The 22,788-nt window shown below is 44.3% G+C and carries 19 protein-coding genes; 10 read left to right on the plus strand and 9 right to left on the minus strand.

Going from position 1 to position 22,788, the window contains the following annotated elements; all coding sequences use genetic code 11:
* The first annotated feature begins 140 nt into the window (after positions 1–140).
* The 4 genes from NTX44_13365 (at position 141) to NTX44_13380 (ending at position 5,356) form a co-directional block, all read left to right on the plus strand.
* Entirely contained in the window at positions 141–1,706 is a 1,566-nt protein-coding gene (locus NTX44_13365; protein MCX6122592.1) for a T9SS type A sorting domain-containing protein, read from the plus strand.
* A gap of 220 nt (positions 1,707–1,926) precedes the next feature.
* A complete protein-coding gene (locus NTX44_13370) occupies positions 1,927–3,216 on the plus strand; it encodes an adenylosuccinate synthase (protein MCX6122593.1) in 1,290 nt (429 codons plus the stop codon).
* 15 nt (positions 3,217–3,231) lie between these two features.
* Positions 3,232–4,464, plus strand: a complete 1,233-nt coding sequence (locus NTX44_13375) for a HAMP domain-containing sensor histidine kinase (GenBank protein ID MCX6122594.1) — start codon at positions 3,232–3,234, stop codon at positions 4,462–4,464.
* A 7-nt stretch (positions 4,465–4,471) separates the two neighbouring features.
* Complete coding sequence (locus tag NTX44_13380; GenBank protein MCX6122595.1) at positions 4,472–5,356, plus strand: M28 family peptidase; 885 nt, start codon at positions 4,472–4,474, stop codon at positions 5,354–5,356.
* Between the two features lie 59 nt (positions 5,357–5,415).
* Here NTX44_13380 and NTX44_13385 read toward each other — a convergent pair whose 3' ends face one another.
* The 5 genes from NTX44_13385 to NTX44_13405 all read right to left on the minus strand — a co-directional run bounded on the left by NTX44_13385 (position 5,416) and on the right by NTX44_13405 (position 11,078).
* The gene (locus NTX44_13385; GenBank protein ID MCX6122596.1) at positions 5,416–6,021 is read right to left on the minus strand and encodes a hypothetical protein; all 606 of its coding nucleotides are present in this window, start codon (positions 6,019–6,021) and stop codon (positions 5,416–5,418) included.
* A gap of 284 nt (positions 6,022–6,305) precedes the next feature.
* Positions 6,306–6,860 (minus strand): hypothetical protein, encoded by a 555-nt coding sequence (locus NTX44_13390; GenBank protein ID MCX6122597.1) that lies wholly within the window; start codon positions 6,858–6,860, stop codon positions 6,306–6,308.
* A gap of 119 nt (positions 6,861–6,979) precedes the next feature.
* Positions 6,980–9,235, minus strand: coding sequence for a T9SS type A sorting domain-containing protein (locus tag NTX44_13395; GenBank protein ID MCX6122598.1), 2,256 nt, complete (start codon positions 9,233–9,235; stop codon positions 6,980–6,982).
* A 780-nt stretch (positions 9,236–10,015) separates the two neighbouring features.
* Positions 10,016–10,564, minus strand: coding sequence for a hypothetical protein (locus NTX44_13400; GenBank protein ID MCX6122599.1), 549 nt, complete (start codon positions 10,562–10,564; stop codon positions 10,016–10,018).
* The gene (locus tag NTX44_13405; GenBank protein MCX6122600.1) at positions 10,545–11,078 is read right to left on the minus strand and encodes a DUF2085 domain-containing protein; all 534 of its coding nucleotides are present in this window, start codon (positions 11,076–11,078) and stop codon (positions 10,545–10,547) included. Before NTX44_13405 ends, NTX44_13400 begins: the two co-directional genes overlap by 20 nt.
* A gap of 110 nt (positions 11,079–11,188) precedes the next feature.
* Here NTX44_13405 and speB point away from each other — a divergent pair, with 110 nt between their 5' ends.
* The 3 genes from speB to NTX44_13420 all read left to right on the plus strand — a co-directional run bounded on the left by speB (position 11,189) and on the right by NTX44_13420 (position 13,602).
* The gene (speB, locus tag NTX44_13410) at positions 11,189–12,088 is read left to right on the plus strand and encodes an agmatinase (protein MCX6122601.1); all 900 of its coding nucleotides are present in this window, start codon (positions 11,189–11,191) and stop codon (positions 12,086–12,088) included.
* A gap of 44 nt (positions 12,089–12,132) precedes the next feature.
* A complete protein-coding gene (thyX, locus tag NTX44_13415) occupies positions 12,133–13,062 on the plus strand; it encodes an FAD-dependent thymidylate synthase (GenBank protein MCX6122602.1) in 930 nt (309 codons plus the stop codon).
* Positions 13,063–13,134: 72 nt separating this feature from the next.
* On the plus strand, positions 13,135–13,602 hold the full coding sequence (locus NTX44_13420) for a dihydrofolate reductase (GenBank protein MCX6122603.1): 468 nt from the start codon (positions 13,135–13,137) through the stop codon (positions 13,600–13,602).
* A gap of 50 nt (positions 13,603–13,652) precedes the next feature.
* On the opposite strand, the gene NTX44_13425 is transcribed toward NTX44_13420, so the two are convergent.
* From NTX44_13425 to NTX44_13440, 4 genes are all read right to left on the minus strand, one after another.
* On the minus strand, positions 13,653–14,444 hold the full coding sequence (locus tag NTX44_13425; GenBank protein ID MCX6122604.1) for an SDR family oxidoreductase: 792 nt from the start codon (positions 14,442–14,444) through the stop codon (positions 13,653–13,655).
* Between the two features lie 39 nt (positions 14,445–14,483).
* On the minus strand, positions 14,484–17,741 hold the full coding sequence (locus NTX44_13430) for an ATP-binding protein (protein ID MCX6122605.1): 3,258 nt from the start codon (positions 17,739–17,741) through the stop codon (positions 14,484–14,486).
* 171 nt (positions 17,742–17,912) lie between these two features.
* Positions 17,913–18,506 carry a MarC family protein gene (locus NTX44_13435; protein MCX6122606.1) on the minus strand — a complete coding sequence of 198 codons (594 nt, stop codon included), beginning with the start codon at positions 18,504–18,506 and terminating at the stop codon, positions 17,913–17,915.
* Positions 18,507–18,720: 214 nt separating this feature from the next.
* The gene (locus tag NTX44_13440; GenBank protein ID MCX6122607.1) at positions 18,721–18,987 is read right to left on the minus strand and encodes a hypothetical protein; all 267 of its coding nucleotides are present in this window, start codon (positions 18,985–18,987) and stop codon (positions 18,721–18,723) included.
* Between the two features lie 308 nt (positions 18,988–19,295).
* Between NTX44_13440 and hemW the strand changes: the two genes are divergently transcribed.
* From hemW to NTX44_13455, 3 genes are all read left to right on the plus strand, one after another.
* On the plus strand, positions 19,296–20,465 hold the full coding sequence (gene hemW / locus NTX44_13445) for a radical SAM family heme chaperone HemW (protein ID MCX6122608.1): 1,170 nt from the start codon (positions 19,296–19,298) through the stop codon (positions 20,463–20,465).
* Between the two features lie 83 nt (positions 20,466–20,548).
* Complete coding sequence (locus tag NTX44_13450; GenBank protein ID MCX6122609.1) at positions 20,549–21,568, plus strand: GDP-mannose 4,6-dehydratase; 1,020 nt, start codon at positions 20,549–20,551, stop codon at positions 21,566–21,568.
* An 89-nt stretch (positions 21,569–21,657) separates the two neighbouring features.
* The gene (locus NTX44_13455; GenBank protein MCX6122610.1) at positions 21,658–22,770 is read left to right on the plus strand and encodes a glycosyltransferase family 4 protein; all 1,113 of its coding nucleotides are present in this window, start codon (positions 21,658–21,660) and stop codon (positions 22,768–22,770) included.
* The last annotated feature ends 18 nt before the right edge of the window (positions 22,771–22,788 follow it).

A 22,788-nucleotide genomic window follows, 5' to 3' on the forward strand; every position in this document is an offset into this window, starting at 1 on the left:
AAAACAAAAATATTCTTGATAGAGATAAAATTGTGATCACCATCGCTTTGATTATTCTGTAATAATTTTAATATTAAATTATAATTAATGTCGGATGTTTCTTCGAATTATTTTACCCACAAAATACGATGGAGGACATTATGAAACGCTTGGGGACAATGTTTTTGTTCGTCATTCTGGTTTCAACGGGGGCGTTGAGCCAAAATTACCAAGTAACAAACATTCAAGGGATCCAATTGTTAGATCCACCAGTTCTGGATATTCAAAATAATACCGCCCGGATCATTCATAATACGAATTTCTGGTTCTATTCATTTCCTGCATCAGGCCCGTCAGCACCAATCGCTACTTCATCGGCAGTTCATCCGCGTCCGATTGATTCAGGACCAATAAATGTTGCAATGAAAAGCAGCGGAAACAATATCGTCATTTGCTACATCATTTCTAAGTCATCGCCAACGCCAGGGTGGTTTGTAGAATCCGTTTCAAGTCCTGATGGCGGAATGACCTGGACTATACCAACACAAATAGAACAAATTGCTCCTTATGAAGCGTTGTCTATACCTTACGATAATATCGTTTTGGAAAAAAGTGCAGGGATGGGGGGTACAGCTCTCTTGTATTATCGTGTACCATCAGATTCCAATCGCTTTCATATGGCGAATAATCATGGATTTGGCGCAATGTATAGTTTTTCTATGATTTTTCCTGCCGGCGACGCAACCCATGAAGCAAAAAATTTATCTTGTTTTGCAATACCGAATGGACCGATGAATGATATTATTTATTCGGCGTATAGCGTTGACACATCGCTCTATCTCATTACGCATAACACGCAGGCAGGGCCTCCTGGTTCACCTTCGAAGATACTCAGCATCGCGGGAGGCGGGAGTTATTTCACACGAACCCGGTTGGTTGGTAATTCCAATGGAACGCTCTATTTAGCATTTGGATTCTGGCAGCTTATTATGGGTCAGGAAATGATGCATTCAATGAAAGAAGGGACAGTGCTGTACAAATCAACGAATTCTGGAAGCACATGGGCATTTGCTGATACCTTAAGTCAATCGCTGAATACAATCAACGATCTTCAAATAACAAGTACCGGTACGTTAGTCCATACCAAAGTGGAAAACGCAAATATCTATATCAGATCCAGTCTCAATGGCTCGCAGTGGTCATCATTCTATCAAGTGAATCCAACAACAGGTACGGCGGCTAAAAAGGACGCTTTTTATTTTGGCATCTCTACGGCATTGGTCGACGACGCAAATATCGGTGTTGCATGGATTGATACATCAACCGGATACGACGAAATATTTTATCGAAAATTCGCTATACCGGCACCAGCGACTGTTGGTGTCTTGGAGAACGAAAGATCCACTCCGGATCAATTTGCACTCAATCAAAATTTTCCTAATCCGTTTAACCCGACGACCGTCATTAGTTATCAATTGCCCGAAGCCAGTCACGTCGCAATTAAAGTGTTCGATATGTTAGGACGCGAAGTGGCAACACTTGTGGATGGTGTGAAGAGCGCCGGACAACATACGGTAGAATTGAACGCATCCAAACTGCGGAGCGGTATTTATTTCTACCGTTTATCCGTCGTGCCTTCGGCACGACGAGACCTCGTTCCGACTGAAGGTCGGAACGGGCAAGCTGGCTCATTTATGGAAACAAAAAAACTTGTTTTGTTAAAATGATACCGTTGGGAATTTCATCCGAACCGGCTTTCTGGAGCATTGGACTGCCGGTTTTTGTTGTACTTGTCTTTCGTGTGAAAAATCGGTAAATAGCTATCGGTAATCATTTTTCTGTTCCGGAGGTGCATGCGCCTTCGGCGCAAATAGTCTGTTATCAACCCGGGAAAACATAGTTATTCATTTAATTCACTATTCTTTCAGTTTCTAAACTCATAATACCATGCCCGTTCAAATCATACTCGGTGCCCAATGGGGCGATGAAGGAAAAGGAAAAATTGTTGATCACTTGAGCGAAAATGTCGACATCGTCGCTCGCTATCAAGGTGGAGCGAATGCCGGGCACACCGTTGTCCTGCCGCCATCCAAGGGGAAACCGGAAAAGGAATATGTTCTTCATCTTATTCCATCCGGCATCTTCCATTCACATGTAACTTGTGTGATTGGAAACGGTGTCGTGCTTGACCCTGTGGCGCTCATGACTGAAATCAAACAGTTGAAAGACGCCGGCATTAAAATCGCCGGCCGGCTCCTTATCAGTCATAATGCCCATTTGATTATGCCGTACCATAAAATGCTTGATGCGGCACGTGAACGAGGCGAAGAAAAAATCGGTACGACCGGACGCGGCATCGGTCCAGCATACAATGACAAGTATATGCGCACCGGCATCCGCGTTGTGGACTTGCTGAACCGCGATGTGCTATGCAAAAAATTGAAACGCAATATTGAAGCGAACAACGAACTTCTCAACAAATTGTATCATTCGCAATCTCTCAATGTCGACGAGATCATCAATGAGTATCAGGAATTTGACAGGAAGTTGGACACCTATATTACCGACACTTCCGAATTTTTGAATAACGCTCTGAAACACAAAAAACAAATTCTTGCCGAAGGTGCGCAAGGCGCATTGCTGGATGTTGATCATGGAACGTATCCGTTCGTGACTTCTTCAAATCCAACAAGCGGCGGTGCCTGTACGGGACTTGGTATTCCACCGACTGCTATAAATTCCATTGTCGGAATTGTGAAAGCGTACAGCACGCGCGTTGGCAACGGTCCATTCCCGACAGAACTTGCAAATGATATTGGCGAGCGTTTGCGTAAAACCGGCGGAGAATTTGGCGCTACAACAGGCAGACCTCGGCGATGCGGATGGTTGGATGCGGTGAGTCTCAGGTATTCCATTCGTGTCAATGGCATTCAAAAAATAGCCATTACAAAGCTCGATGTCTTGGATGAGTTTAAAGAGATCAGAGTGTGCACCGATTTCAAAATTGGCGGAAAAAAGTTAATTCATTACCCGACAGATTCTCAGACGCTCGATGCGGTGGAACCTGTGTATCAAACATTTAAAGGATGGCAGGCAAAAACTTCAGCTATCCAGAGCTACGGAAAACTTCCGAAAGAGGCAAAACAGTATATCGAAGCTCTGAGCAAAATGCTCGATACAAAAATCTGGATGGTCTCCGTCGGTGCACGCCGCGACCAGACGCTCATCATTCGATAACAGCATTCATTCGATATGAAGACAGTATCGCTTATCAAATCTACTGCGACCGGCTCTGTTTCTCTCTCCGGCCGATTGAAGATTATTTTGATGGTGATTGCCTTTATCATTATTGCCGGTACCTTGTGGTACACACACAATCTTGTTCAGGCATTGAGCCAGAAGGAAAAAGAAGTCGCGGACATTTACGCGAAGTCGTATGTGTATATCGCAAATAATAAAACGGGAGAAGGCGACTATAATTTTCTCTTCAACGAAATTATCAACACAGTTGATTTCCCAGTCGTATTGACGGATCGGAACAATGAACCCGAACTTCCCTACGATAAAAACATTAAGAACATCTCGCTGAATTCTAATTTACCAGGTGAAGAACAACGTCAGTTCTTGAAAAATATCGCCGCTGATTTGGACCGCTCTCACGCCCCCATTAAAGTTACATATCAGGACACGATCATATTAAGTTATCTCCACTACGGTGAATCGACGCTCATAGTCCAGCTCCGCTGGCTTCCGTATGTTGAACTTGCCGTCGCTGCACTTTTTATTCTTATCGGTTACATCAGCTTCAGTTATATCAAGCGCAGCGAGCAAAGCAACATTTGGGTCGGGATGGCGAGAGAGACCGCACATCAACTGGGCACACCGATATCCAGTATGCTCGGCTGGGTAGAACTGTTGAAAGAACAATCCGAAGGCGACAAGAAAACGACGGAGACGCTACTGGATATGGAAAGCGATCTTCACCGCCTCCAGAAAATCGCGGACCGATTTTCAAAAATCGGATCCAAACCAGACTTGCATGAAGAGGACCTGAGCGAAGTCATTGGTAAAGTAACCGAATACTTCCAACGGCGTATTCCACAAACCGGCAAGAAAGTTCATCTTGTCATCGAATCGAGCAAAGCGGTTCGTGCACATATCAACCGAGAGTTATTCGAATGGGTACTTGAGAATCTTACCAAGAATGCGCTCGATGCCATTGAGAACGGCGAAGGAACGATCGCTTTTTCTCTATCAGAACATGGCAACCATGCATTCGTTGATATCTCCGATACCGGTAAAGGTATCACATCGAAACACCGGAACGATGTATTTCGCCCCGGCTTTTCGACAAAGAAGCGCGGGTGGGGCTTAGGATTAAGTTTATCAAAACGCATTATTGAAACATACCATAGCGGCAGGCTTTTCCTTAAAGAGAACAATGCAGGATTCAAAACTACATTCCGTATCAAATTGAACAAGTGAGAAATATATGAAGCGTCTCGGAATTTTTCTGATTATATCTCTATTCGCGTTTTCGTTTGTCCGGGCACAGATGCCCATAGAAGACGAACTGTACGCCTCCGTTCTTGGCATCGAAGGCAGAACACACATCGAACGCGGCGAGTTCATTAAGGCACAATTGCATAAGATGGGTGTTGGATATGTCTCGGCACCATTCCAAGATATTTCCCGCGTGAAGGGAGACACGGTGGTGATTGCAGGCGAGAATATTATTGTGCGCCTTGGGCAGGGAACCAAGCGTCTTGTTGTCGGCGCGCATTACGATGCGTTCACAGAATCACCCGGCGCGAACGATAATGGCAGCGGCGTTGCCGTCGTACTTGCTCTTATCCAGCACATGCAGAATATAGAATGGAATTACTCTGTTGATTTTTGTTTCTTTGATCAGGAAGAAACGAATGTGACGGGATCACGGTATTACGTCAATCAGTTTATCATGCCCAAAAAACATCTTGCAATGATCAATCTGGACGTTGAAGGCACAGGCGAGGAAGTGTATGTGGGACCGGTTGGAAGCGGCAATCGATTTTTGATGCGGTACGTGCATGAAGCGGAGCAAAAGACTGGATTTCCGCTGGTTGAGCATTCAGAATATCCCGGTTCAGATTATGAATCGTTCGCAAAATATAACCTTGAAAATATTTCCATTTCTATCGTGCCGAAAGGCGACGGAGATCGATTGAGCAAGTTCGTGCACAACGGTTATAAAGTAGATTCTCTCGACGCGCCTAAAGTTCTTGGCGTTATGCACACAGGAGACGACCGATCGAATCTTGTTGCTCCAGCATCTTTAAAAATGTCATACGAATTCACGAGAACTCTGCTCATGCTGTTGAATGGATCACGGAAGTAGGTCTAATAATATTGATAGCGGGACTTGTTGAGCGCTTGGTTAGGCGGCAATAATGATTTTTACTTTATTCGTATCCTCGTTCCGACAGAAAAACCATATTCAGGAATACCACTAGATTCTCCATATCGGCCATTAAAAAAAAGAAATTGATTGTTCGTTATTGGAAAATCAAATTGTCCGGCGAAAGCACTTTTATTATAAGGAAACGTATTAACTCCTAACCAGAGCCGAGTATACTCACTTGTATTCATACCGACTCCAATGCGGAAACATCCTTTACCTGAGAAAAAGGGAACTTGATCTAATACTGCTAGTTCGCCATAAGGACCGCCCTCCGCCCCAACTCGAATACCAGTTGTACCAAGTGAAAAATATTTGAAATCGAATGCAAGGTCTGGATAAGGGACAACGCCTGCCTTTCCGTTGATCGAAATAACTGAGGCACCGAGGCCAATTCTGAATGGTGTCTCAAATTTGTGTGTCACTTTTACTCCAGCATCAACAATGGAATTCGGATGAGCATGACCTGAGCAGTCATAAGTGGCATATTGTCCGCCTCCGATGCCACAAGCGTATTCATCGAATGAACTGTCAGCAGGTGAAACTCCGACAACGTATGGTGCCAGAATCAGAAAAGATAACATCGTAAGATTTTTCGGTTCCATGATGCTTCTGATTTTTTATTATTGTCGCCTAATCATATAAACACTCGACAGCGTGTTACTACTCCAATAATCCTATGTATTATATTTTTGTGCTAGAGGCGCATGTGCTTCCGGTTCATAATCCTGTACTAAAACTCTGCGCGCCCTGCCTATGTGCCGTAGGCACTAAGGCAGGCATGAATTTTGTAGTGCGCTCCTTGATAAACATTGTATCGTGTTATGCACGATTCATTCCTCTGGACAGGCCAAGCTTTCGTTGTTGGTTAGCTGGCACAAATCTCCAATCAGTGAAAATATTGCACGATGATATGGTTGATAAGATTTCTTTTTGCTTTTAAAGAATGATTTGCCATTTCATAAACATCGTCTTGTGACTTCGCAATATCTATGAGAGTACCTATTAATCCGCCGATAATTCCTCCAATGGTGGCTGAAGCCATAACTGCGACGAGTCCAAAAATAAATTTCGTCCCACTGGTGTTATCCCGTTTTGCTTCATACGAATTTGAATCATCTTTATTATTCAGAAGGAATTCAAGTATCATCCCTAATCCCATTATTCCTGCGCCAATTTCGGCTCCATGTAACATACGTTCATAAAGAAACGATTTACGATAAAATCGAATCGTAGAAATTGAGTTAATAGCAAACGCTGATAGAGAATCATTCCGGTTCATCAGTAGTGAATCATCACGAAGACAAAAGCTGTTAAATCCCTCATACTTCAAACCATTTTCTAATTCAATTTGCCACGTATTATTTTGAGCATGGAGTGTCAATAAAGGTGTTGTGATAAATAGAAAACAAAGAGCAATTCTGTAATGATGAAATGTTTTCATTGTTCATTCCAATCTGTGCCACTTAACAGACAGGCTCCCGATAAATCGGGATGCGGCACTGCTTTCCGCGCTGTTTTTCAAGTGGGATTGCGGAGAGCGCATGGTTACGTGCAATTGCCTTACCGCAACACAACTAGTTTCTTCGTCTCTATAAAAGATCCCATTTGTATACAATAAAAGTAAATTCCGCTCGACATATTTGCCGCATTCCATCGTCGTGTGTAGGTTCCTGCTGTTAACTTTTCGGAGACAATGGTTGACACTTCTCTTCCAATCAAATCAAATATTTTTAATGAAACAAACGAGTTAGATGGAAGACTAAAAGAAATGCTTGTCGAAGGATTAAATGGGTTCGGATAATTTTGTTGAAGTGCAAATTGAGCCGGAGCCAATTTAGTATTATCAACGCCTTGAGTCGTGATCATCTCCGATAGTGATCGGCGCCATATGCCGTAGCCAGAAGTCCCAGCGATACCGCCCTGAGTTCCGACAAAAAGATCCGCGCCGCTAACGATAAGAGCATAGACATCAGCGTTCGGCAAACCGGTATTGACCACTGGCCAACTTATGCCGTTGTTGGTGGAACGAAAGACACCGCCAGAAGTCCCAGCATTATGGCCCTGAGTCCCGACAAAAAGATCCGCGCCGCTGACGATAAGAGCATAGACATCAGCGTTCGGCAAACCGGTATTGACCTCTGTCCAACTTATGCCTTTGTTGGTGGAAAGAAAGACGCCGCCAGAAGTCCCAGCAAAGATATTCGTACCAGAGACGGCAAGAGCACGGACATCTGTGTTCGTTAAGCCAGTACTTGCGGGAGTCCAGTTGGTACCGTCGTTGGTAGAAAGAAAAATGCCGCCATTAGTTCCGGCAAAAAGATTTTTGTCGGAGACGGCAAGAGCACGGACATAAGTACCAGTCAAGCCGGTACTCGCTGCAGTCCAGCTTGTGCCGTTGTTGTTAGAAAGAAAGACGCCATCGCCATAAGTCCCGGCAAAGAGATTCGTATCGGAGACAGCAAGAGCATAGACATAGGGGTTCGTCACACCAGTACTCGCCTCAGTCCAGCTTGTACCATTGTCGGTAGAAAGAAAGACGCCGCCAGAAGTCCCGGCAAAGAGATTGGTGCCGGAGACAGCAAGAGACATGACATCAGTGTTCGTCAAGCCGGTACTCACCGCAGTCCAACTTGTGCCGTTGTTGGTAGAAAGAAAGATGCCGCTCCAAGTCCCGGCAAAGAGATTCGTACCGGAGATGGCAAAAGCGTTCACATTAGAATTCGCCAAACCGTTATTGACAGCAGACCAGTTTGTGCCGTTGTCGGTGGAAAGAAAGATGCCTTGCGCCCAAGTCCCCGCAAAGAGATTTGAGCCGGTGACGGTAAGAGCATAGATAGATGTGGCCGTCATGCCTGTATTGGCCTCTGTCCAACTTGCGCCGTTGTTGGTGGAAAGAAACACACCGCCCCAAGTCCCGGTAAAGAGATTCGTGCCAGAGACAGCAAGAGCGCGGACATCAGTGTTTGCTAAGCCGGTATTGACCTCTGTCCAGCTTGCGCCATTGTTGGTCGAAAGAAAAACGCCGCCCGTATAAGTCCCGGCAAAGAGATTCGTACCGGAGACGGCAAGACTAATGACACCATTGTTCGTCAAGCCGTCATTGACCGCAGTCCAGCTTGTGCCATTGTTGGTAGAAATAAAAACACCAGCGCCAGCAATTCCGACAAAGACATTCGTGCCTGAGACAGCAAGACTCATGGCTAAGGTGTTCGTTAAGCCGGTATTGACTTCTGTCCAGTTTGTGCCGTTGTTGGTAGAAAGAAAAACGCCGCCATTAGTTCCGGCAAAAAGATTTTTGTCGGAGACGGCAAGAGCATAGACATAAGTGTCCGGCAAACCGGTATTGACCTCTGTCCAGCTTGTGCCATTGTTGGTAGAAAGAAAGACACCATTGGCACCAAATGCATCGACAGCAGCGGCAAAAAGATTTGTGCCGGAGACGGTTAGAGCACTGATTTGCATGCTCGACGAACTAATATTGACCGAAGTCCAGTTTGTACCATTGTTGGTTGAAAGAAAGACCCCGCAGTAACCACCAGCATTAGTGCCGACAAAAATATTCGTGCCGGAGACGGTAAGAGCGCTGACATAAGAGGCCGTCAGGCCGGTATTGACCGCAGTCCAACTTGTGCCGTTGTTGGTAGAAAGAAAAAGTCCTCCGCCATTAGTTCCAGCAAAAAGATTCGAGCCTGAGAAGGCGAGGGCGGAAACGGAACCGCCGTAAGGTCCATTGGTTTGGTTCCATTGGGCATGCAATGGATTTGTGCTGGTGAAAAGGCAAAACACCACAAAGAGAAATTGGAAAGTGTTATTCATCTGTTTCCCCTTTCGTGAAATATTGAAGGGCAATTGCAACATGTGATTAGACAGACTTAGTCTGTTTTTTGTGCGTAATAGCGAGAAGGGCCAATGGAGTTCATTTGCCCTCCACAATGTCTTTTCTCTTTAAGGTTTTTAGAATTGAAGCCTCTTATCGTATCACCAACAGCCCCACGAGTGAAACAATTGTAAACAAAGTACGTGAGAGATTAATCAAACGCAACTCTGTCGAATCATCGGACACAAAAGATTCCCGAAGTTTTCCTATAGGTTCTCATGAGAAACTTCGGGAATCTGTTTCGGATAGATATATTCGATAGCTTGAAAACTCCCACTCTTCCGCCTTACAAACTAACTTCGCAAAGAAAGGATTCAAATGGATATAGCGAGAAAGATGAAGAAGATATTCGTCCGAATCAACATGCTTTATTTTGAATCTTCCCTCGAAAAGATGTCCCGTCCTTTCATATTGATTATTTATTGCCTTCGCATAAGAAATTCCAAAATATTTCATTCGAGTAGATATGTCAATTTCTTTGATGAATCGAACGAGAAAATGATAATGGTTCGGCATCAAACAGAAAGCATGTATTTCTGCAATAGCCAAAGGAAAAAATTTAAGGAATTGTCGCAGAAAGAAAAGATAGTTTTCACGTTCAAAGAAAATCTGCTCTTTGTTATTTCCACGATTGTAAATATGGTAGAATTCGTGTACGTCGGGACTTTCCTTTCTATATGGCATGTTTTCCCCTCCCTATGAAGAGAAATTTTGGAAAACTATTGCTGCATCGGCGGCTCTTGAGGAAGTGTTGGTTTCTTCTTCCCAAAAATTCCAAAGCCGATAAGTCCGCCAAGCATGGAAAAGATCGGATAGAGAATTAACGCGTAGACGAGAGAACGAAGGATTCCGCCGATGGTGCCTGCTTCTTTCAGCGACTGTTCAAATTGATCGCGCATATTGTCCAATGTGCCCTGCGGAACAGATCCGCGGTCTTCCAGCTTTTGTGTCAACTTCTCCATAAAGTTACGCATCATTTCCGTTTCTACCGGCCCAAGAATCAGAGTAATCATCGCACTGAGGGTTGTCGTTATCAATGCACCGATAATACCGGCGATGATTCCCAAAATCAGCGCATCGGATGATTCCATCGGCGGCATTTCATTTGTGAATTCCCGCCTATACAGATACACCGACATCGCACCGCCCACGAGAATTCCGGCGCAACAGCAGCAATTAAGCAGGTTGAGACCCGGAATGCCCGAGATCGCGCCGATGATAAGCCCGCCAAGAAGGGCTGAACGTAGTTTACTGGGTTTTTCGATCATACGTATATACTCCGGAATCTAGTGAATGAATTTTCTTTTTATGCCTATTAATGAGCTGCGAATACGCCTCAATGAGAAGTGGAACAATACACCACGGCATCACGCCGCCAAATAATAAACCGGTTGCTACTCGCGTCATTGTTGTACTGGCATAAAGGCCGGTATCGTTCAGCACCACATCAAGAGCCATAGGAATCAAAACAGCAATGATCATCATCGGTTTTGGCATTTGCATCCTCTTCAGCACACCTGACAATGGCATGAATAGCAATCCTGCAAGGAATCCAAAATAAATTGCACTGCATCGGATGCATACACCGAGCTTTTCTCCTTCAGCATGAAATGAACGCGCATCGCTCTGATGACAGACTCGTAAGAAGACGGAGTATGCAATGTCTGCACTGCCGTTCAAACCGGCATGCTTCAGCACGGGTGCGGCAAAAATTCCCGAACACCAAACCGCAACAAGGACAGTGAAGACGATGTAAATTCTGATTTTGATTGATGTATTCATAATGTTGTGGTGTTATTATCGGAACAAAAGTCCACTTTATCAAGCATCGGTCAAGCTTGCTTTTCCGTCTGGTTTGAGATATATTGAAGCACAATTTTGGAGAAGGCACTATGGTAAAGGCACTCGATCTCAAACGGAATTTTCTCGGTATTGAAAAACAATATTCTGCATTTGAAACCTCAAAAGTCGTCATTTTACCGGCGCCGTATGAACACACCGTGAGCTACGGTACCGGAACGAAGAACGGGCCTGAAGCAATTCTGAAAGCATCACGGCAAGTTGAGTTTTTTGATGAAGAGACAAAACGCGAAATCTACAAGGAACATGGTATTGCAACTCTCCCTCCTCTGGCCTTCGAAAAGAAGACAGATGAATCTGCTTTGCAGCTCATATACGACACCGTGTTTGAAATGGTCGAACGGCAAAAGTTTGTCGTGACATTTGGCGGTGAACATACAATTTCTTCTTCCACGATTGCCGCTCACGCGAAATTGTATCCCGATCTTTCTGTCCTTCAGTTCGATGCACACTCTGATCTCCGTGCCGAGTACTTAGGAAATAAGTACAGCCACGCATCAGTCATGGCGAGAGTGTGTGAATTTCTCGATCCACGCCGGCTGGTGCAGGTCGGCATTCGCGCGCAATGTAAAGAAGAAGCGGAATTTATACGCGATCATGGAATCCATACATTTTATGCGCACGAGATTCGCCGCGGCCATTATACAAGAGTGCTGAAGTACTGGGATGATTTCGTTGTGGAAAAACTTTCTGAGAACGTTTATATCTCATTCGATGTTGATGCATTCGATCCATCCATCATGCCGGCGACAGGAACACCGGAGCCCAACGGATTATTGTGGGATGAAGTGATGCGATGCCTGCGGAAGGTTGCACGTAAAAAGCACATTGTCGGTTTTGACGTTGTTGAACTTGCGCCAATTAAGGGATTGCACTATGCCGATGTGACGGCGGCAAAATTAGTATCAAAGATGCTCAACTACGCGCTGTAATATTGTGGTTTCACATATCTTCAACATTTCTTTCACAGGAAACGATGGAACAGACTTTTGAAAAACTTGAACGCACAAGCGTCCCGGATTTAGATAACATCCTGGGAGTTCCCTTTAACGTGCTGGATGATGGGTTTGTACGCGTCATCGACTATATGGGATCTGATTATTCCATCGTTCAAGCCGCACGCGTCTCGTATGGAAAAGGAACAAAGAAGCTCCGGGAAGATGAAGGGCTCATCCGCTATTTGATACGCCATCATCACACATCACCGCTGGAAATGTGCGAGATCAAACTGCACGTCCGCGTACCAATGGATTGCTGGCGGCAATGGATTCGGCACCGCACAGCAAGCGTTAACGAATACTCAACCCGTTACTCGCTCGCTATCGACGCAGCACAAAATACGACACCGGATGCATGGCGTCTGCAGGCAGCAAGTAACCGGCAAGGAAGCGAAGGATTTCTTGAGCTTGATAAAGGAAAAATATTTTCTGCACGTGAACATGAATTACACGAACTTGCCCGTGCAGTGTACAACGAACGCATCGAAGCCGGACTTGCTCGCGAGCAGGCACGCAAGGATTTACCGCTGAGCACATATACCGAAGCGTATTGGAAAACAAATCTGCACAACCTTCTCCATTTTCTTGCGCTTCGGATGGAAAAGCATGCACAATTAGAAATCCGCACGTATGCATCGACCATCGGCAGCGAAATTGTCAGCAGGTGGTGTCCGATGGTGTGGGAAGCATTCAAAGACTATCAATTCGGTGCAATGGAATTATCGAAACAAGAGATTGAAATTATTGCACGCTTGCAGGCCGGCGACCCGGATGGTGCATGGGCACTGGCAGAGAAATTTGGGTTCCTTCCACCGAAGGGAGAAAAAATTAAATTCAATCTTGAACGCAGCGAGATAGAACAAAAGCTCGCGCTGCTTGGCATTCACCCGCCCTGGCTGGAACCATAAATATCGCGAAATATAACGCTCTTGCGTTCCGATTGGATTTATCAATCGGGAGAGAAATGACAGCCGAATTCCATGAAACTCATTATCATTGCCGCCATTGCCAATAATCGAGTTATTGGTAAGAACGGGGCCGTACCGTGGCACATTCCCGAAGACCTTGCCCGATTCAAACAGCTTACTACCGGACATACCGTTATCATGGGACGCAAAACATATGCTTCTCTTGACGGACCGCTATCCAACCGAGTAAATATAGTCATCTCTTCAAAAGTCATCAACGGTGTAACGAGCTATCCTTCATTAGATTTCGCCTTGCAAGCGTTAAGTAATAAGAAGGAGGTATTCGTCATCGGTGGAGGCCGATTATTTGCAGAGGCTCTGAAGTTGGCTGACGAATTGCGTTTAACGTTGGTAAACAGAGAGGTTGATGGAGATACCTTCTTTCCGCCATACGAAGATTACGTACGGAAAAATTTCAAACTCGTACGTGAAGAATACAATACTGGATTCTCTTTCGTCGATTACGAACGCATACAATAGTATATCGTGAGAAATTTATCTCTTCAATGAAGGACTCTAGATGCTTTTGTTCAATAAATTCCTTTTGCCGCGCTGCCATCGACCAAAAGATTCACACCATTGATGTAGCTCGCCTGCTCGGAAGCGAGGAACGCAACTGTATTGCCAATCTCTTCAGGTCTTCCCAGGCGACCAGCTGGAATTGCGCTCGCTGTCTCTTTAAGATATTCATCTAATGTGATATTCTTTTGTTTTGCACGAGAAATGCTGAGTTCTTCCTGCCGCTTTGTAAGAATGTTTCCGGGGCAAACTGTATTGATTGTGATGTTGTCTTTTGCATGAAGATTTGCCAGCACTTTTGTGAGTCCAAGAATTCCCGGACGAATCGCAGAAGAAAGAAGCAGTTCATTGATCGGTTGTTTTGCTGCAATCGATGTGATAGTGATAATCCTTCCCCATTTCTGTTGAATCATCATCGGTAGAATTTCCCGCGTCAATCGTACCATGCTCATCAATGTCAACTCATGACCTTTGTGCCAATCATCATCGGTGAGCGATGAAATTGTCCCGGTCGGCGGTCCGCCGGCATTATTGACGAGAACATGGATCGTGCCGAACTGCTGTTTCGTTTCCATTATTAATCGTTTAATGTCTTCCAACTTCAAAACATCAACCACCATGGGCACAACCGTTGCGCCGGTTGTCTCATGAATTTCTTTTGCAGCTTCAGCAATTTCTTTCTGACGGCGCGAGCCAATAACAACAGTCGCTCCTTCCTGAGCAAGCGCCATTGCTGATGCTTTGCCAAGCCCCTGACTTGCCGCCGTCACAATTGCTATTTTATTATTCAGTCCGAAATTCATTTTATTTCACCGTAGATGTATGGTTAGATATAGTGCGCTTTAAATTTTCTTCTTCAGGGGGAGCGTAAACGAGAACGTGCTCCCTTTTCCTAATTCACTTTCCGCCCAGACACGACCTTCGTGTATGACAATGCATTTCTTAACGATTGCGAGCCCAAGACCTGAGGTTGTTTCTCCATTCGTTGGACGAGCAGAGAGGCGCTGAAATCGCTCGAATAAATTCAATTTATCAATTTCCGTCAAACCCGGTCCCTGATCTTGAACATCGAACCGAGCTTCATTGTCCATCACTCGAACAGATACTGAAATATCAGTCCCTCGAGGTGAGAATTTGTGAGCGTTACTCAGAAGATTATATATCGCTTCTTTCAACCAATGTTCATCCCCCTCGACAATACACTCTCCCTTAGGAGCAAAATTCACTAAAAGTTTTTGTTCTTTCTTATCGAGTTGAGGTTTGATGTGCAGGATGACCTGTTCAGCGATACGCGTAAGATCCTCCGGTTTCTTCTTCAATTCCATAATACCGGTTTCAAGAGCAGCCGAATCGAGAAGGTCTTTGATGAGCTCTAACGTTTGGCCAGAAGAAATTTGAATGAGGTCAGATTTTTCCTTCACTATATTCTGCTCAGCCGCATTACTGATAATGATGCTTGCCAGACTATTGATTGTGACAAGCCGGTTTTTGAGGTCGTGTGCAACAATATTTAATAAATCGGTTTTATCTTTGTTCACTAGTGCAAGAGCCTTGTTGGATTCCGCAAGCAAATCTCTCGCTTGCCTGGTATCTTCTAGAACGTGCTCAATCTGCTCTTTCGTTTCCTGTAATTCTTTTGTTCGATCATCCACAAGTTTGCTTAACGCTTCGGCTTTATGACGCAAATATCGGACGCGCATCCAATGCATCACAAATACAGACACTACAATGACGAGTAGAATAACCAGATAGAATGAAACCGTTTGGTAAAAAAACGGTTTAAGACGAAGTTGGAGTGAAGCACCCGCCGTATTCCATATACCATCGTTATTACAGGCGATGACCCGAAAAACATACTTCCCCGGTGGAATATTTGTATAGTATGCGCTACGACGATTACCGGCCGATACCCAATCTTTATCAAATCCCTCCAATCTGTATCGGAACTGGACTTTTTCTGGTGCAACATAGCTCAATCCTGCATAGTGGATTTCAAACTTCTGACGTCCCGGAGAGATTTCCATTTTCTCTTTTATAGGGATATTCTCTTCATCTGCGATAAACTGTTCAATCACCAGCGATGGTGGGAGTCGGTTCATACGAATATCCGCAGGATTGATAATGACAACACCACCGAGCGTAGGAAAAAACAATCTGCCATCATGCAGTTTCCACGCTGCGGGTTGGGAAGCCCCGCTGCATTCCGCACTCCTCATTCCATCTCGACGTCCGTACGATTCGCAAGTAATCTTATTCACTTTGCCATCGGCAAAACTGTTTAAGTCGTTCTTCCTCACACGGAAAATTCCGCGATCGGTGCCAATCCAAAAATTTCCAAGATTATCTTCTACAATTTCGAGGATCACATCATCATATAATCCATGCCGTTTCAGAATTTGGGTAATTTTACCATCCTTCACAGAATACCGGTTTAATCCACCGCCATTTGTTCCTATCCACAACACGCCATCAGAATCCTCATAGATACAAAAAATAAAGTCGCTCGATAAGCCGTCTTTCGTGGTATACGCTTTGAAGGAACCATCGTGATAGAAGTTTACTCCACCACCATTGGTACCGATCCAGAGACCTCCTGTGTTATCTTTGAGAAGAGAAAAAACAAAATTGTTCGACAGGCCATTGCCTGTGGTAAACTTTGTATACTTCCCGTCTTCAAATCGTACCAATCCACCTCCGTATGTTCCTATCCACAATCCCTTTTCATCACCGCAGATGGCGCGTACAAAATTTTCATCTAATTCTTGCTTCGATGAATAGAGCGTGAATTGTTTTCCGCTTGGTGCTTGAGCGTCTAATCGATTCAATCCACCACCATCAGTACCAATCCAGATAATTCCTTGAGAATCCTGAAATAAGGATCGAATATAATTATTTGACAATCCGTCTTTGACAGTATATTGACGAATAATACCATTTCTCATCATATTGAGTCCGCCGCCATTTGTACCAATCCAAATATTTCCGTCGCGATCCTCAAGAACAGAACGTGCAAAGTTATCGGAGAGGCCATTGGTTGTATTGATATTCGTAAACTTCCCCTGACTGAGGCGATTGATACCGCCTCTTGTACCGACCCAAATACTGCCCTCTCTGTCATAATGCATTGTTCGAATAAAATTATTCGATAATCCTTGCTGCACAGAATAGATCGAAAATTGAATTGCTTGACTCTCAGGCCGAAACCTATTAATTCCTCCCCCATCAGTTCCGATCCAGAGCGTATGTTGGGCATCTGCAACAAGACTGCGAATGACATTACTCGAGAGGCCATCTCGGGTAGTGAAGTTTGTAAATTTGTTATCACGGAATCGGCTCAAACCATTGCCTGTGCCAATCCATAATGAACCGGAAGTATCCTGGTACAAGGAGAAGATCGTGTTATCAGCAAGTCCATCGTGCTTGGTATACGTTGTGAAGTGTCCTTTATTCCATCTGCATAATCCTCCACCGCCTGTCCCTATCCACATAGAACCATCACTCCCCAGACAAAACGTTCGGATGATGTCATCGGAGAGTCCGGTCTTCATTGTATAGTGAGTGTATTTCCAATCCCTCGTTTGTTCACTACGGAAATCGATAATCGTTACTCCCCCTCCTTCTGTTCCTACCCAAAGCCGTTTCTCTTTATCAACAGCTAAACTCCGAATGAAATCGCTGGAAAGTCCATTGGCAGTCGTAAAACTTTCAAATACACCGTTACAATATCTGTTTAAACCGCCGCCATTCGTACCAATCCAAAGATTTCCATCGACATCTTCGCAGAATGTAGAAATATGATTATGCTTGATCCCGTCTGTGTTTCCTTTATCGTAGACGGTAAAATGTACGCCATCAAAAAGTGCTAACCCGCCAAATGTACCGACCCAGATATATCCCTCGCGTGTCTGATAAATCGCATCGACTGTATTATGAGGTAGTCCATTTTCAATTGTCCATACATCTAAAACGTATTGAGAAATATCGATGGATGGATCAAGACCGCGGACACTGGTTTGGCAGAAGCTTGTACTGTAGTTGAGCGGGATTCCTACAAGAATGAAAATTATACTCAAGATAATTTTCATTACCTTCTTTTCCATAGCGAAACCCTGAGTGTATCTCAATGAATGACCTTTAAATTTTCTTTTCCCGATCGACCCGTCACTGTTTGATCAAATCTCTCAGTTCGAAATTCATATTACTCTTTCACTGTAGATGTCCGGCAAGATATATCGCATCGTTTCCATGAAATTCAGAATGGGAGTAAAGATTTACTTCGCTGCAATCATAGCAGTCAGTCCAATACGGATCATCATAATCGCGATTGCTGCCATAAAGAGTGCGGCAACTTTTGCAAACGCCTTCGATCCTGCTTCTCCCATAACACGAATAATGTAATCGGATTTCCGGAATATCACCCAGACAAGAAATAAATTCGCCAACAGCCCAACCACAGCTGCAAGATATCCATAGGAATCTACCACAATCAGCAGTGTCGTGAGTACGGCAGGGCCAATGATAAGCGGAATACCAATAGGAACGACACCGACGGATGTCTGGGGCTCCCGACTTTTCTCACCGGTAACGGTAAGGTCGACAACGGCAAGCACCAAAAGGACAATCCCACCGCCGACACGAAAATCATTTTCTGTGATTCCGAGAAAATTAAAAATCATTCTGCCACCAAAAAGAAACACCAGAGAAACAGCAAGTGCAGTAAATGTCGCCTCGGTGATCAATTTCTTTTTCTCGGGAAGTTTCATATTACTCGTGAGTGAAAGAAAAATAGGAACCAACCCAAGCACATCAATTGCAACAAAGATCGGGATAAATGAAAGGATAAATATTTTAAATTCGTATGCCATAATCCCGCAATTCTTAACTCATCTTATTCGAAGAAAAAGGAGGTGTGATACTATTCCAGAACCAAATCACAAAGAACAAACAAATTTCAAGTTACAATTATCGAAATCCATCTTTTTAAATATAATTTGGAATTTGGAGCTTATCGTTTGTTTGTGTTTTGTCTTTTGTTATTTGGAATTTTAGTTAAAATATTTTTCCGTATAATTTAAACACTTAGGACACTTTGATTCCTTTTTCCTGAAGCCGCTTCTGAATAATATCGTACATTTCTTCTGGTGTAAGCGAGCTGCGTGTACCTGCTGCACAAATAGTCTGCAGAAGTGTTCCGCGCCGCTCACTCAACCAGCCCCAGAGACAATATCCAAGGCGGTTGCGGTCGTTCGGTTCTTCCGTGGGAATTTCTGCAACAACATTGTAAGCGAGTTTCTCCAGCGATTCCGCTGGATATTCGGCAACTGATGCTGGAGGTTTAGTTGACATAGTCAAAGCTTCATTCGTTTGTGAGAAATATATTGATATGAGAATATAGAAAGTTTTTCGGAGAAAAGACAAAAAAGGAACGACAGGATAGTGACTCAATTTTGTGCGGTCAGGACTTACGTCCTGACCGATATTATTGAATGTCAGGAAGAAATTCCTGACATCACCATCAATTGTAATAAACTGAGTCACTACCAACGACAGAATATAGATAACGTTGAATAGTCAACTATATCTATGATTTATGCGAACAGGTTAGTACCTTGCAACAGCCTTAACTAAAATATTCATACATCAATAGAGTGCACATGGCTTCTCTTTATCTCCATATTCCATTCTGCGAACATAAATGTATCTACTGTGATTTCTATTCTATAGTTCCGGCAGAATCGGGGGAGGCGCACACTTCGCTTGTCAGCAGATTCCTTTCTGCCTTGGGAACGGAGATCCACCTGCGTGCAGAAGACAAGCGCTTCCACGAATCAGTCGAGACCATTTTCTTCGGAGGCGGGACACCGTCTCTCCTTCATCCATCTGACATAGAAAAGATTCTGAACCTTCTTTCATCGCGTTTCTTGATTCAAAAGAACGCGGAAATCACGTTAGAAACGAACCCAGGAACTGTCAATAAGCAAAAGCTCAAAGCGTTCCAATCCGCCGGTATTAACCGAATCAGCATGGGCATTCAATCATTTTATGATGATGACCTGAGATTTCTGACACGCATCCATACCGCGTCTGAAGCCAAACAATGCGTAATCGACGCGTACGCAGCAGGATTTAAGAATGTCAGCTTTGATCTCATTTTCTCTTTACCTCATCAATCTTTGCAGAGGTGGAAATCGAATCTGGAACAAGCAATGGAACTCCAACCAACTCACATTTCATGCTACAGTCTCATTGTTGAATCCGGAACACCGCTCTTCAATATGGTTCAATCGAAACAAGTGACACTGCTCGATACCGATAGTGACGCCGAATTATATGAAATGACAATTGATTTTCTCACCTCTCATGGTTTCGAGCAATATGAAGTATCAAATTTTGCAAAACCAAATTTCAAATGCCGGCACAACATCAACTATTGGAACCATTCAAATTATCTCAGCTTTGGTCCGTCGGCGCATTCATTTTGGGAACATGAGCGCTGGTGGAATGTTTCAAATATTGCCGCATACATCGAACAATTGAGCACACGCACATTACCATTATCGGGTGGCGAACATCTTTCTGAATCAAAATTGATGGAAGAGTCAATCTTTCTCGGTTTGCGGAGCGAAGGAATTGACTTCAAAAAATTTCACCGGCGTTTTGCACGCGACCTTCAAGCAGAAAATTCATCCATCATCTCTGAATTGATTCAGCAAGGACGAGCACGGATGGAAGACGGATTATTCCGGCTCACCGCAAAAGGGTATCTTGTGTGCGATGAAATTTGTCAGTCATTTTCATTCCTCAACCCGCCTGAAACTCCTTGAAGTTCAACGCTTTTCCTTATACATTAACTGTGAATTTTTCCATTGTAAAGCCTATGAAGAATTTGAATTAAAAGAAAAATAGAATGAAACAAAAAACAGCGCTCATTATTGGCATTGCAGGACAAGATGGTTCTTATCTTGCCGAGTTCCTCCTTTCCAAGAATTACCATGTAGTTGGATTAATGCTCAATTCCATTGTCCTGTCAAGTTCACTCATTGCACACCTCTCCGATAAAATAACTATTGCCTATGGAGATTTGTTGGACATGGTTTCTATCATGGATACCATTCGCTTATACCAGCCCGATGAAATTTACAACCTTGCCGCTCAATCATCCCCCGGTGATTCATGGCGGCTTGCTATCGAAACAGCGGAAATAACTGGCGTTGGCGCTCAACGGGTATATGAAGCTGTTCGATGTGTAAAACCGGATTGCCGAATTTACCAAGCTTCTTCATCCGAAATGTTTGGCACGCCGACGATTGTGCCGCAGAATGAGCACACTCCGTTTGAGCCGGTTAATCCATACGGTGCTGCCAAGCTCTATGCGCATTCAATGGCGCAAATCTACAACAAGAGTTATAAACTTTTTATCTCATGCGGTATTCTCTTTAACCATGAAAGTCCGCGGCGCGGAATACATTTCCTCACACAAAAGGTGGCATACGGCGCGGCGTGCATCAAACTGGGAATTCTGAACTCTCCGGAGTTGAATGAACAAGGTGAACCTATTGTCAAAAACGGAATGATTGCGCTCGGTAACTTAGATGCAAAACGCGACTGGGGATTTGCCGGCGATTATGTGGAAGCAATGTGGATGATGTTACAGCACAAAACACCGGAGACGTATGTGATTGGCACAGGAGATGTAAGAACCGTACGGCAATTGTGCGAAGAAGCATTTGGAAGTGTCGGTTTGGATTGGCGGAAACATATTGTTGTTGATCCACGATTTATCCGGCTGACCGAAACCGGTACCACGGTCGCCGACGCAACAAAAGCAAAGACAGAATTGGGATGGTCGCCCCACACATCGTTTTCCGATCTCGTGAGGATGATGGTCGAACACCAGATGAAACAGCTAAAGAATCAGTCAAATTAAAAAGCACTCCTCCCCACGTCCCCTTCGCGTTGATGAAGTGAGAAAAGGGTGGTTGAAAAATTGAATACAGTATTCGGCACCATAAATAAATGAACATACTTCTTCTGAATTGGCAGGACATTAAGAATCCGGCAGGCGGCGGTGCGGAGGTCTATCTTCACCAAATTTTCCAACGGCTTGCCGCTCAAGGGCATAACATCACGCTTCTGTGTACACAATTTTCAGATGCCCAAAGAGAAGAAATGATAGATGGTATTCACATAGTGCGCAGAGGAAATCGTAATTTATTTAATTATATCGTCCCGATTGAATACGAAAGGCGTTTCCGCCGCGAACACTATGACATTGTTATCGACGACATCAATAAAATTCCGTTCTATACGCCGATGTATGTGCGGGAACCGCTCCTGGGAATGGTGATGCACTTGTTTGATACGAGCATTTTTAAGGAAGCTTCCATTCCGGCCGCATCGTACGTCTACTGTGCAGAGCGGCTTGCCCTATCGGTCTATCGGAATACTCCGTTAGTTGCAATCTCCGAAAGTACACGCACGGAATTGCTTTCGCATGGATGCAAGCAGGAGAACATTTTTCTTGTTCCCTGCGCCGTCAATCATACGGCATATCGCCAGCTTCCTGGCGTAACAAGATCTAAACCGATCATCGGATATGTAGGAAGAATAAAAAAGTATAAAAGCGTCGATCACTTACTGCGCGCTTTTGCCATCGTTTTAAAAGTTTTACCGGAAGCAAAGCTTGTTATTATTGGCGACGGGGACGGCAAGCCGGCGTTTGAACGGCTCTCGCATGAACTTCAGATTAACCACGCCGCAACATTCACCGGATTTCTCCCGTTGGAAGAAAAAGTCCGGCTTCTTAACCAAATGCAAATAGTCGTTAATACCTCTGCAAAAGAAGGATGGGGTTTAACGGTAACGGAAGCAAACGCATGCGGTGCACCTGCGGTTGCGAGCGATGTCCCCGGATTGTGTGATGCTGTAAAAGATGGCGAAACCGGATTGCTTTATGAGTACGGAAATATCGAACAGCTTGCGGAAAAAATTCTGCTCCTTCTTCGCGACGAAAACCTCCGCACGCGTCTCACGAACGGCGCGTTGGAATACGCTCATTCTCTCACCTGGGATAAGTCGGCAGAAATTATGCTCGATGTAATTGAACGGGTGCTGCAGCGCCATTTGTAGCTGTGACTGCTGATTGCG

It is taken from the genome of Ignavibacteriales bacterium (assembly GCA_026390575.1).
Taxonomy (GTDB): domain Bacteria; phylum Bacteroidota; class Ignavibacteria; order UBA10030; family UBA10030; genus Fen-1298.

What these genes read in the sequence shown, in the direction of transcription:
- NTX44_13365 (MCX6122592.1), top strand. Translation starts at nt 141, where the DNA reads ATGAAACGCTTGGGGACAATGTTTTTGTTCGTCATTCTGGTTTCAACG.
- NTX44_13370 (MCX6122593.1), top strand. Translation starts at nt 1,927, where the DNA reads ATGCCCGTTCAAATCATACTCGGTGCCCAATGGGGCGATGAAGGAAAA.
- NTX44_13375 (MCX6122594.1), top strand. Translation starts at nt 3,232, where the DNA reads ATGAAGACAGTATCGCTTATCAAATCTACTGCGACCGGCTCTGTTTCT.
- NTX44_13380 (MCX6122595.1), top strand. Translation starts at nt 4,472, where the DNA reads ATGAAGCGTCTCGGAATTTTTCTGATTATATCTCTATTCGCGTTTTCG.
- NTX44_13385 (MCX6122596.1), bottom strand. Translation starts at nt 6,021, where the DNA reads ATGGAACCGAAAAATCTTACGATGTTATCTTTTCTGATTCTGGCACCA.
- NTX44_13390 (MCX6122597.1), bottom strand. Translation starts at nt 6,860, where the DNA reads ATGAAAACATTTCATCATTACAGAATTGCTCTTTGTTTTCTATTTATC.
- NTX44_13395 (MCX6122598.1), bottom strand. Translation starts at nt 9,235, where the DNA reads ATGAATAACACTTTCCAATTTCTCTTTGTGGTGTTTTGCCTTTTCACC.
- NTX44_13400 (MCX6122599.1), bottom strand. Translation starts at nt 10,564, where the DNA reads ATGATCGAAAAACCCAGTAAACTACGTTCAGCCCTTCTTGGCGGGCTT.
- NTX44_13405 (MCX6122600.1), bottom strand. Translation starts at nt 11,078, where the DNA reads ATGAATACATCAATCAAAATCAGAATTTACATCGTCTTCACTGTCCTT.
- speB (MCX6122601.1), top strand. Translation starts at nt 11,189, where the DNA reads ATGGTAAAGGCACTCGATCTCAAACGGAATTTTCTCGGTATTGAAAAA.
- thyX (MCX6122602.1), top strand. Translation starts at nt 12,133, where the DNA reads ATGGAACAGACTTTTGAAAAACTTGAACGCACAAGCGTCCCGGATTTA.
- NTX44_13420 (MCX6122603.1), top strand. Translation starts at nt 13,135, where the DNA reads ATGAAACTCATTATCATTGCCGCCATTGCCAATAATCGAGTTATTGGT.
- NTX44_13425 (MCX6122604.1), bottom strand. Translation starts at nt 14,444, where the DNA reads ATGAATTTCGGACTGAATAATAAAATAGCAATTGTGACGGCGGCAAGT.
- NTX44_13430 (MCX6122605.1), bottom strand. Translation starts at nt 17,741, where the DNA reads ATGGAAAAGAAGGTAATGAAAATTATCTTGAGTATAATTTTCATTCTT.
- NTX44_13435 (MCX6122606.1), bottom strand. Translation starts at nt 18,506, where the DNA reads ATGGCATACGAATTTAAAATATTTATCCTTTCATTTATCCCGATCTTT.
- NTX44_13440 (MCX6122607.1), bottom strand. Translation starts at nt 18,987, where the DNA reads ATGTCAACTAAACCTCCAGCATCAGTTGCCGAATATCCAGCGGAATCG.
- hemW (MCX6122608.1), top strand. Translation starts at nt 19,296, where the DNA reads ATGGCTTCTCTTTATCTCCATATTCCATTCTGCGAACATAAATGTATC.
- NTX44_13450 (MCX6122609.1), top strand. Translation starts at nt 20,549, where the DNA reads ATGAAACAAAAAACAGCGCTCATTATTGGCATTGCAGGACAAGATGGT.
- NTX44_13455 (MCX6122610.1), top strand. Translation starts at nt 21,658, where the DNA reads ATGAACATACTTCTTCTGAATTGGCAGGACATTAAGAATCCGGCAGGC.